General features: G+C 67.3%; 8 protein-coding genes and 1 pseudogene. 7 read left to right on the forward strand and 2 right to left on the reverse strand.

Going from position 1 to position 11,192, the window contains the following annotated elements:
• Positions 1–7: 7 nt before the first annotated feature.
• From ACLQ2Q_RS05225 to ACLQ2Q_RS05250, 6 genes and pseudogenes are all read left to right on the forward strand, one after another.
• Complete coding sequence (locus ACLQ2Q_RS05225; RefSeq protein WP_425819939.1) at positions 8–1,024, forward strand: ABC transporter permease; 1,017 nt, start codon at positions 8–10, stop codon at positions 1,022–1,024.
• Positions 1,021–1,938, forward strand: coding sequence for an ABC transporter ATP-binding protein (locus tag ACLQ2Q_RS05230; RefSeq protein WP_425818689.1), 918 nt, complete (start codon positions 1,021–1,023; stop codon positions 1,936–1,938). The genes ACLQ2Q_RS05225 and ACLQ2Q_RS05230 overlap by 4 nt, the downstream gene beginning before the upstream one ends.
• Positions 1,935–2,969 (forward strand): ATP-binding cassette domain-containing protein, encoded by a 1,035-nt coding sequence (locus ACLQ2Q_RS05235; protein WP_425818691.1) that lies wholly within the window; start codon positions 1,935–1,937, stop codon positions 2,967–2,969. The genes ACLQ2Q_RS05230 and ACLQ2Q_RS05235 overlap by 4 nt, the downstream gene beginning before the upstream one ends.
• Entirely contained in the window at positions 2,966–4,450 is a 1,485-nt protein-coding gene (locus ACLQ2Q_RS05240) for a glycoside hydrolase family 32 protein (protein ID WP_425818693.1), read from the forward strand. Before ACLQ2Q_RS05235 ends, ACLQ2Q_RS05240 begins: the two co-directional genes overlap by 4 nt.
• Before the next feature lie 53 nt (positions 4,451–4,503).
• Entirely contained in the window at positions 4,504–6,066 is a 1,563-nt protein-coding gene (locus ACLQ2Q_RS05245; RefSeq protein ID WP_425818695.1) for a glycoside hydrolase family 32 protein, read from the forward strand.
• 344 nt (positions 6,067–6,410) lie between these two features.
• A pseudogene (locus ACLQ2Q_RS05250) lies at positions 6,411–7,018 on the forward strand (glycoside hydrolase family 172 protein).
• A gap of 137 nt (positions 7,019–7,155) precedes the next feature.
• On the opposite strand, the gene ACLQ2Q_RS05255 reads toward ACLQ2Q_RS05250, so the two are convergent.
• The gene (locus ACLQ2Q_RS05255; protein ID WP_425818697.1) at positions 7,156–8,775 is read right to left on the reverse strand and encodes a M28 family peptidase; all 1,620 of its coding nucleotides are present in this window, start codon (positions 8,773–8,775) and stop codon (positions 7,156–7,158) included.
• Between the two features lie 166 nt (positions 8,776–8,941).
• Entirely contained in the window at positions 8,942–9,439 is a 498-nt protein-coding gene (locus ACLQ2Q_RS05260; protein WP_425818699.1) for a MarR family winged helix-turn-helix transcriptional regulator, read from the reverse strand.
• An 89-nt stretch (positions 9,440–9,528) separates the two neighbouring features.
• Between ACLQ2Q_RS05260 and ACLQ2Q_RS05265 the strand changes: the two genes are divergently transcribed.
• Positions 9,529–11,178, forward strand: coding sequence for an FAD-dependent monooxygenase (locus tag ACLQ2Q_RS05265; RefSeq protein WP_425818701.1), 1,650 nt, complete (start codon positions 9,529–9,531; stop codon positions 11,176–11,178).
• Positions 11,179–11,192 lie beyond the last annotated feature (14 nt).

The raw sequence follows: 11,192 nt of genomic DNA on the forward strand, positions 1-11,192 counted from the left end.
TCAGGCGATGGCCGAGCTCGATCTCGGCACGGCGCCCGGCCCCGATGGCCAGCTCCTCGCCGCACCGCCCCCGCCCCGTAAGCGCGGCGGCGGGGGAGGGCTCCTTCGGGGCCTCGTCGGCAACACCAAGTCGGTGGCCGGCATCGCGATCCTCGTCATCTTCCTGCTGATCGCGGTCTTCGCGCCCGTCATCTCGCCCGGAGACCCCAACCTCATCACGGGGATGGGCTCCCAGCCGCCCTCGCCGGAGCACTGGCTCGGCACCACCGCGAAGGGACAGGACGTCCTCGCCCTCAACATCTGGGGCTCCCGCTCATCGCTCTTCGTCGGCTTCTCGGTCGGCATCCTGGCAATGCTCGTCGGCCTTCTCGTCGGCCTGGCATCGGCATACCTCGGACGCTGGGTCGACAACCTCCTGTCCCTCGTCACCAACGTGTTCCTGCTGCTGCCCGGCCTGCCGCTGCTCGTCATCCTCGCAGCGTTCCTGCCACAGGGGCTCGGCACCGTGATCCTGGTGCTCGTCGTCACCGGATGGGCCGGATCGGCGCGCGTGCTCCGCTCGCAGGCGATGTCGATCCGTGGCAAGGACTTCGTCGGCGCCTCGCAGGTGACCGGTGAAAGCAGCATCCGCATCATGTTCCGCGAGATGCTGCCGAACATGGCGTCGATCGTCATGAGCACGTTCCTCGCGTGCGTCATCTTCGGCATCGGCGCGCAGGCGGGCCTCGAGTTCTTGGGACTCGGCGACATCAGCACCGTCAGCTGGGGAACGAACCTCTACTGGGCGAGCAACGACGGCGCCCTGCTGACCGGCGCCTGGTGGGTCTTCGTCCCTCCCGGCGTCTGCATCGCCCTCGTCGCATTCGCACTCGCCCTGGTCAACTACGGCGTCGACGAGACGACCAACCCACGCCTGCGTCGGCCGCGCCGCCGCACCACCCCCGACGAACCCACCCGGGTAGCGGCATCGGCGGGGAACAACTCCGCACAGGCCGCGGCCGCCCAGAAGGAGCAGAGCCGATGAGCACTCCCTTGCTCGAGATCGAAGATCTCAGCGTCGAATACGTCACCGAAGCGCGCACGGTCCGCGCGGTCGACCGGGTCACCTTCTCGATCGCCGAACGCGAGGTATTCGGGTTGGCCGGCGAGTCCGGCTGCGGAAAGTCGACGATCGCCAATGCGATCCTGCGACTGCTGCGGGACCCCGCCGTCATCGCCGGAGGATCCATCCGATTCGCCGGAACGGACGTGCTGGCGCTGAGCGCGAACGAACTGCGCGACTTCCGCTGGCGTCAGGTGGCGATGGTCTTCCAGAGCGCGATGAATTCCCTCAATCCGGTGATGACGATCGGCGACCAGATCGCGGACATCTTCACCACCCATGAGGGCGGGTCCAAGAAGGCGGCGATGGTTCGGGCCGGTGAGCTGCTCGACCTCGTGGGCATCCCGCGGGACCGCCTGCGGTCCTACCCGCATCAGCTCTCGGGTGGGATGCGGCAGCGCGTCGTCATCGCGATGGCCACGGCGCTGCGGCCACCCCTGTTGGTGATGGATGAGCCCACGACGGCGCTCGACGTGGTCGTGCAGCAGGAGATCATGGCGCAGATCAAGGACCTGCAGCAGGAGCTGGGATTCGCGATCCTGTTCATCACGCACGACATCTCGCTGATGGTCGAGCTGTCCGACCGGATGGCGATCATGTACGCCGGCCGCTTCGTCGAGACCGCGCCCGCGAAGGAGGTCTTCGACGCTCCGAAGCATCCGTACACGCGCGCGCTGATGAATGCGTTCCCGCCCATGGCGGGTCCGCGGACCCGTCTTCAGGGCCTCGGGGAGGGCGTGAGATTCCGCGACATCCCCGACCTGCAAGCGGTGACGCCCAGCCACTGGGTGGCGCCGAGCACTGACGAGAATCTGATCCCGGAGGCGATCGCATGACCGACCACGACATCCCTGTGCTCTCGACGCGCGGACTGCAGAAGACCTTCACCATCGGGGGATCCTTCTCACGCAAGCAGGTGCGCGCCCTGGGCGGCGTCGACCTCGACATCGCCCACGGTGAGATCGTGGCGCTCGTCGGCGAGTCCGGCAGCGGCAAGTCCACGCTCGCACGCTGCATCGCGCGTCTCGAGCAGCCATCCGAAGGCACCTTCCTGTTCGAAGGCGAAGACATCATCGCCACATCCAAGCGGCGTGCGACGCGCGAATACCGCTCGGCGGTGCAGATGATCTTCCAGGATCCGTTCGGCTCGCTGAACCCCGTGCACCGGATCGGGCACTTCCTCGAGCGCCCGCTGCGCATCCACGGCGCAGCCTCCGGCCGCGCGGCGATCGAGCAGGCCAAGCGCCGACTGATGGCGAAGGTCGGGCTGCCCGACGAGATGCTCGACCGCTACCCGCACGAGCTCTCGGGCGGTCAGCGGCAGCGCATCGCCATCGCCCGCGCTTTGGCGGTGAACCCCCGGCTCCTCCTTGCCGACGAGCCGACGTCGATGCTCGACGTCTCGGTGCGGATCGGGGTGCTCAACCTCATGCGCAACCTCTGCGAGGAGCAGGGGATCTCGATGCTGTACATCACGCATGACCTCGCATCGGCGCGCTATCTGGCCGACCGCATCATCGTGATGTTCGCCGGGGAGTTCGTCGAGGGCGGCGACGCCATGGAGCTGCTCGCACATCCCGCGCATCCGTACACGCGGTTGCTCATCTCCGCGGTTCCCGACCCGAAGCGCACGGAGCCATTCGATGCGGTCGAGCGAGCGCAGCTGCGTCGCGCCGTTCTGCAGCCGACCGAGTGCTCGTGGACGGGGAGGGCGGCCGAACCGTGCTCGGCCGAGAAGCCGGTGTTCCACCGGCTGAGCGAAAAGCCCGAGCACTGGGTGCGCTGCGGCCTGTACGCACCGCCGGCGGACGCGCCCGGAACCGCGCTCGAACAGGCCGCGGACGACCAGGAGAACGACGCCGCATGACCGCGCACTTCTCCGCCGGCGCCGCCGTGGCGTCTCCTGAGCTCGCGGCGCGTGCGGCACGAGACCCGCACCGGCCGGCCTTCCACTTCGTCGCACCGGCAGGGTGGCTGAACGATCCGAACGGGCTGACGCAGCGGGACGGCTGGTACCACCTCTTCTACCAGTACAACCCGTTCGCCCCGGTCCACGGGCGCATCCACTGGGGACACGCGCGCAGCACCGACCTCATCCACTGGGAGCACCTGCCGATCGCACTGGAGCCCGGCGACGGTCCCGACGCCGACGGCTGCTGGTCGGGCGTGCTGGTCGACGACGGCGGCGTCCCGACGCTTGTGTACTCCGGCCATCACGACGGCACCGAACTGCCCTGTGTGGCCACGGGTTCGGCCGACCTGCTGGAGTGGACGACGGATGCCGCGAATCCCGTCATCCCCGCTCCGCCGAGCGACCTCGACATCGTCGCCTTCCGCGACCATTGCGTCTGGCGGGAACCCGCGCCGGACGGCGTCCCCGGGCGCTGGCGCCACATCATCGGCGCCGGCATCCGCGGGGTCGGCGGAACCGCCCTGCTCTACGAGTCGGACGACCTGCGCTCCTGGCGCTATCTCGGACCCCTGCTGGTCGGGGACGCGAACGCTCAGCCCCGCACAGCTCCGGACTGGACGGGCACGATGTGGGAGTGCGTCGACCTGTTCCGGGTCGGATCCGCGAACGAGGGGGTCGACGTGCTCGCCTTCTCCGCATGGAACGACGGCGTCACCCACCACCCGCTCTTTTGGTCGGGCGAATACCGCGGCGATCGCTTCGAACCGCGCACACTGCATCGCCTCGACCTCGGGGGTCGTTACTTCTACGCCCCGCAGTCGATGCAGGACGAGACGGGCAGGCGCCTCATGTTCGGATGGATGCAGGAGGGACGAAGGGATGCCGCCGCCGTCGCCGCCGGATGGTCCGGGGTGATGTCGCTGCCGCGCGTGATCACCGCAGAGGCGGACGGAACGCTGCACCAGGCACCGGCGCCCGAGGTCGACGCCCTGCGCGCCGAGCTCCTCTTCGACGGTGACGCAGCTGCCGCGAGCCGTGGCGCGGTCGACGGCGATCAGCTCGATCTCGAACTCGAGGCGACGCTCGCTCCGGGCGGCTCCGTCGTATTGACTGTGCGGGCCACACCGGACGGACACGAGCGGACCGTCTACCGACTGCGCCGGATCGGCGACGAGGCCCAGCTCTCGCTGGACCGGACGCGGTCCAGTCTCGATGAGAGCACTGACGTCGAGCCGCTGTCAGGCCCTGTGCCACTCGACGGCGACACCGTACGGCTGCGCGTGCTCGTGGATCATTCCGCGCTGGAGGCCTTCGCCAACGGCGTTCCACTCGCCGCCCGGGTGTACCCGACGAGCCCCCATGCCAGACGGGTCTCCGTCGACCTCTACGACGCACAAGCTTCGCTGCGCGCCTGGCGAGTGGCATCCGCTCGCTGACCTCAGTCCCACCAATCGGCAGCGGCCACGCTGCCTCGAACAGAAGGTGACCCATGGAAGACTCATCCGCCGTCTCACGCCGCGCGCTTCTCGCCGGAGCCGGGGCGACCGCTCTCGGCAGCACGCTCGCCGTGGCGGGGGGCATCGCTCCCGCATCCGCCGAGTCCGGCCCCGCCGGCTCAACCTCGAAAGGACGCACGCGCACGCGTCCCACTTACCACTTCAGCGTTCCCGACAACTGGAAGAACGACCCACAGCGCCCCATCTACCTCGATGGCGAATACCACTACTACTACCTGTACAACGCCGACTACATCGACGGCGGAGGAGGCACCGCATGGCGTCGCGCGACGACACGGGATCACGTCTCGTTCCGCGATCGCGGCGTCGCCATCCCGAAGTTCACCAACGCCAACGGCGACTGCTGGTCGGGAAGCCTCGTCGTCGATGAGCGCGGCACCGCCGGATATGGCAAAGGCGCGGTCATCGCCCTTGTGACGCAGGCCCCCGGCGGGAAGCAGGCCCAGTATCTCTGGTACTCGACGGATGGCGGACGATCCTTCCGGCCCGGCGGGGATGCGCCCGTGCTGCCGAATCCGGGAGTGCCGGACTTCCGCGACCCGAAGGTGATCTGGGACGCCGACCGAGACCGCTGGTTCATGGCGAACGCAGAAGGGCAGAAGATCGGGTTCTACATATCGGCCGATCTGCGGTCATGGCAGCGCGTCGGCCAGTTCGAGCGCACCGACCTCGGCGTGCTCGAGTGCCCCGACATCTTCCGCATGACCGCGGATGACGGCAGCTCGCGGTGGATCCTCGGCATCAGCGCCAACGGCAAGAGCCGCGGATTGCCGGCGACGTATGCGTATTGGCCCGGCGCCTTCGATGGATCGACGTTCGTCCCCGACCATGGCGAGCCGCAGTGGCTGGACTACGGGTTCGACTTCTATGGCGCCGTGACGTATCCGCATCACAACGCCGCGGGCGCAGAGGACGCGACTCTCCGCCGCGCCATCGGGTGGGCCAACTTCTGGGACTACCCGCACAACACACCAACGCTTGCGACCGACGGCTATAACGGCGACGACATGATCGTGCGCGACATCCGGCTGAAGCGGGGGAGCGACGGCTACTATCTCGCCTCCGCCCCGACCACGGCGCTCGAGCAGTACGCGAAAAGGACGCACCGGCTCGGCGATGTCGTCGTCAGCGGCACCCGCGATCTCGACGTGCGGTCGCTCGCCTACGACCTGACGTGCGAGGTGACCTGGAACCCGGCGGCCGCACCCGCGAACATCGGCTTCGAGGTGTGCCGCGCCCCCGGAGGCGGGCGCCATGTCGCGGCCGGCGCATACCTGCGCGGGCCATTCGTGTACGTCAACCGGCGCCCGACCATCAACCCCACCGGTGGTGAGTCGCAGACCCCGATCGACCCCTCCACCGGGCGCCTCGTCGTCCGCATCCTCGTCGATCGAACGAGTGTGGAACTCTTCATCGGGGACGGTCGCGTCGTGCACTCGCACCGAGTGTTCCCGCTCGAGGGCGACGACCGCATCCGCCTCTACGCCCACGAAGGCGAGGCGGTGTTCCGCGGACTCACCATTCGGGAGCTCTGAGCGTCATCACACAGCTGTCACGCGCTTCACCCCGGTGCAGAGAGGGAGACGAATGCTCACCGGGTGCAATCGACTTCGCAACGACGGAACCCTGCGCAGCCGCGCCATGAATGCGGAGAATCCGACCGGGGCCCCCGGCTCTGCGGGTTCAGCGAGCTCGCCGCTGGGGCCGGGTCGCAAGGGGAGCGCGTGGTATCGACTGCCGGCCGGGGAGTCCATTGCGCTCGCCGACATCAGCGGTCCCGGCGTGATCCGTCATATCTGGATCACCGTGACCGACAAGAGCCCCGCTGGCCCGAACTGCGCAGCGAGCACGCCGGTGACCTGGAACACATCTCTTCCAGATCGACTACACCACCGGCGACGACTTCGACCAGTGGCCCGGCTACTTCCACGCTCAGTGGCGGCGCAGTAACGGCACAACGGCGCCGGGTGAGGACCACGTCATCGTCGATGGCGTGGTCGGCAGCGGATGCTACGTCGGCACCTATGTCGCCCTTGCATCGCTCCACCGATACTGGTGGGGGAGGGCGAGGTCAAGTTCTACGTGGACGACGACACCGATCTGCCGACCCTCTGCAGCACCGGACTGGAGGACTACGCCGGAGGTGCGTGGGCGTTTCAGGACGCGCTGCGCGCCGAGCCGGAACCGAACACCCTGACCTTCAGCGCACCGTACTTCGGTTACCCGTTCTCAAGCGCCACTGACAGGACGAAGGCTTCTGAATTCTCCACGCCGATGCTTGCGATGCATGGACTCTACCGATGGCATCTACCGGACCCGGTCTACTTCCAGGAGAAGCTCCGCGTGGCTGTGCAGCAGATCGGCGCGTGGGATCACGGTCTGTTCGAGCGATCCGACGACATTTCCACGACCGCGTACTGGTATCAGACAACGGTGAACGCTCGCTTCGCCGCACTTCCTCCCGCGGCACGGCGCGCTCCGCGTTGATGCGCGGGGGCGATGGCCACAAGGTCGACGTCCACCCATCCGCCAACTGAGGAAACTCAGGGCGGCGACGGAGCCGGTCGCCTGCACACGAGAGGCGGGGGCGCGATCAGCACCCCCGCCCTGCTCAGTGCATCGAATCAGTCGACGTCGCCGTGCTCGTGGTCGGGCGCGAGGCCACCGCCACCGGGAAGGTTGACGGTGCCCTGCGGACCGGCCGGTGCCGGGAACGCGAGGTTCCCAGGTACCTTCTTGCCGACCACGCCGTTCACCGTCTCGGTGGAGTAGGCGTAGGTCAGCACAGCTGCCGCGATCGCGTCGGAGTTGACATCGAGCGCGTCGAGCGCGAGGTTGTCTATCGTGTCGCATGCCAGGTGGTAGCACGGGTCGTACTGCTGGCCCGCCTCACCGCCCCAGATCTCCTCCTGCTGCTCGGTCTTGGGCACTTCGGCGCCCGTGAACAGGCCGCCCGCCGGGATGCCGTTCTGTATGAACGCCTGGTAGTCGCTGCGACCGCTGAACTGCGCGTCGTCGTACGGCACGCCCGCCCATGTGTAGTAGCTCTCGAACAGGTCCTCGATCTGGATGGAGCCCTCGGGGATCGGTACGCCGGCAGGCGCATCCCAACCCGACTCGTCACCGTCGTACACCATGAAGATGTAGTTGGGCGAGGCCACCATGTCGAAGTTCAGGTAGAGCGCGACGTCACCGAGCGTGCCCTCCACCCGCTGCTCTTCGACCCAGGCGCGGGAGCCGAGCAGTCCGCTCTCTTCTGCGCCCCACCACGCGAAGCGGATGGTGTTCTCCGGCTTGAGCTTGGAGATCTGCTGGGCGATCTCCAGGAGCGCCGATGAGCCGCTGCCGTTGTCGTTGATCCCCGGGCCGGCCAGCACTGAGTCGAGGTGTGCGCCGGCCATGACGACGTTCGAGTCGTTCGTACCGGGCAGCTCCGCGATCACGTTGACCTGCGGACGCGACTCCGGCTCGTCGACGACGACGCGGGCCGTCGAGTTCGCCTGGGCGAGCGCAGCGCCGTCGGCGAAACTCGCACCGACGACCGGAATGCTGAGCGGCGTCTGGTTGATGCCGAACAGCGTGCCCGTCACGAGGCCGGAGCGAAGCTCGGTGTTGCCCTGGTTGAAGATGATCACCGCCTCGGCGCCCGCCGTCTGCGCGTTGATGGCCTTGACACCGAACTCGCACGTGCCCCGCTGGACCAGTGCGATGTCGTTCGTCCCCGAGAAATCGAGACCGACGAAGTCCGACTCGTCACATCCGCTCGTGACCGGATCGCGTGGCGGGTCGAGGACGATGTCGACCGGGATCACGTTGCCTGTGACCTCGCCATAGCCCGTTCCGGTGAACGTGCCCGACTCGTACTCGGCGGCGACCGGGGTCAGCTGCTCGAGCAGGGGCGGCGGCACGAAGGTGAACGGGAACTCGTCCAGTTCCACGCTCCAGCCGGCGGCTTCGAGCGTCTGGACAACGTACTCGACGCTCTCGGTGTAGCCGGTCGTGCCCGCCGCGCGGGTGTCGTCGTTGGCATCAGCGATGGCCTGTAACGCCTCCTCGTGTTCGAGGACCCCTTCCACGGTCACGCAGGAGAGGAGTTTCTCGTAGGTGTTGTTCGTGCGTGTATCGCATGCCTGAGGCGGGGCTGCGAACGCGCCGCCGGCTGGTACCAGCGCCAGGGCAGCGACCGCCGTCGTCGCGATCACTGCCGTCCTGGCGCGCTTGGAAAGTGTTGCAGATGGGTACATCGTCTTCCTTCCGTGCGGGCGTCTTCGTTGACACCCGTCCGGAGGAGCCTAATCGGAGCCTTGCGCGACCGGAAGCGCTGGTTCCGAGAACCTGCCTGGCAACGGTGGACGTTCTCCTCCCGCTGCGCAGTTCGGCCAGCACCGTGGCGTCCCTCAGGTCGGTGCGTCAGGACGAGAGATCGTCGGCGAAACGAGCGAGTCGCTCCTTCGCTCCGCGGAGATACCGGTGGATCGCCGCCTGTTCGGCTTCGTTGAACTCGGTTGCTAGGTCGTCCAGAGCCTCGAACAGGGGGGAGAGCTCGTCGAGCGCTCGTCTGATCGAATGCTCCTGCGCGATCAGTGAGACTCTGCGTCGATCCGACTCGGCACGCTGGCGAGTGATGTGCTCTGCTCGTTCCAGCCGATCGACGAGTTCCGTCGCAGAGCCGCTGGTGATCCCGAGCCGGTGACCGAGTTCCGCTGGCCCGATGGGATCCGATTCGGCAGACATGACGTGGGAGAACGCAGCGAAATCGAGCAGGCGAAGCCCTAATCGCGCCGCCAGCGCCTGGTCGACTTCGGTCGACGCCCTGTTCACAGCGCGCAGCGACCACGAGAGCTCCGCGGCGGACATCCGCGAGCGCTCAAGGTTCTCGACTTCGTCAGGAGTCTTGCTTGCCCTCATGGTTAGACACTACTTGACATTTAGCTCCGATACCATGAAACTCGAATACCGAGCTAAATAATGTAACATCCCGAGCTGGAGGCCCGATCATGACTTCGATCACTTACACCGGTGTGCTCGTCGTGGGTGCCGGGCCCGCCGGACTCACCCTCGCGGCTGACCTGCTCCGGAGGAACGTCTCCGTTCGGCTGATCGATCAGGCCGGGTCACCCGCGCCGACTTCTCGCGCGACGAGCCTGACGCCGCGCACGCTGGAGGTACTCGACGATCTGGGCATCGCGCAGGAACTCCTTGACACCGGGATCCGCATCCGGACGGCGGAGGCCTACCAAGGCCAGAATCGGGCGTTCCGGCTCACGTTTCCCGAGACGGGTCAGACCCGGTATCCATTTCTGCTCAACAACTCGCAGCGGCAGACAGAGGACCTGATGACGGAACGCGTCCGGGCGCTCGGAGGCACCGTGGAGCGCGAGCGCCGGCTCATCGGTCTGCGTCAGGACCGAAAGGGTGTCGTCGCGCTCATCGACGGGCCTGCAGGACCCGAAGAGATTCACGCGAAGTGGCTGATCGGGGCAGACGGCGGGAGAAGCACCGTGCGCAACACGCTCGGCATCCCCTTCGAAGGCAAGACGGGCACGCTTGAGGAGACGATCGTGCTCGGCGATGTCCACATCGACTGGAATCTGCCGTCCGACCGGCTGTATTCGTGGTTCAACGAGGATGGTGCTCTCTTGGCGTTCCCGTTCCGTGAGCCGGGTCGGTGGCGTATCACGGCGGCACTGAGTCCCGCCGAGGAAGCCGACGGGCGATTCATCGAGGACTCCATCGAACGATTCACCGAGCTCTATCAGCGGCGCACCGGAGACACCACGAGCCGCCTCACCGACATGCAGGGATTCTCCGTCTACCGCGTCAACCAGAGGGTCGTCGACCACTATCGGCGCGGCCGGGTGGTGCTGATGGGCGACGCCGCACACGTGCACACGCCCGCAGGCGGACTCGGGATGAACACCGGAATCCAGGATGCCTACAGCCTCGGGTGGCGCCTCGCGATCGCGGTCCAGCGCGGCGATGACGCCGCGATCGAATCGTATGAGCGGGAACGTCGCCCCGTCGCCCTCGCACTTCTGTCGAGCACCGGCAACCTGCAACGCCTGTGGAGCATTCGCGACCGCAGGGTGCAGCACGTTCGCGATAGCGCGCTTCAGATCGTGCTGAATCTCGGCCCTGTGAGGCGGGCGTTCTTCGCCGGTGCCGGCCAGCTGAACGTCACGTACCGTGCACGCTCCCGAATCGGTCGACGGAGCGGTCCGCGCGTAGGCGACCGCATCCCGGATGTCCGCGTCGCGCACGGGAACACGGAGCAGTCGTGGCTCCATGAGCATCTACGCGGCACACAGCCCGTGCTCATCGTCCTGGCCGGTGATCGGATTTCGAACAGGGGCGTCGACGACCGACTCACGGCACTGGCCCACGATGCGCAGCGGCGCAGTGTGACCCTGCTGTACGTCGAGGCCCCCGGCGTGGACCACGCCGAGCGGGGCGGTGTGACCACCGTGGTCGATACGCACGGCGACCTGCACCGGCGTTTCCATGCGCGCACCGCCCGATCGATCGTCGTCCGCCCCGACAAGCACATCGCTGCCATCAGCACAGCACACGACTCAGCGATCCTCGCGCTCGCCGAATCGCTCACGCACCGGCCCGAGACGATGAGCGAGTTTCCGCGACGAGCGTGAGAGCTCGAGTTGCC

Origin of the sequence: Microbacterium sp. DT81.1, from assembly GCF_049844955.1 — a bacterium.
Lineage (GTDB): Bacteria > Actinomycetota > Actinomycetes > Actinomycetales > Microbacteriaceae > Microbacterium.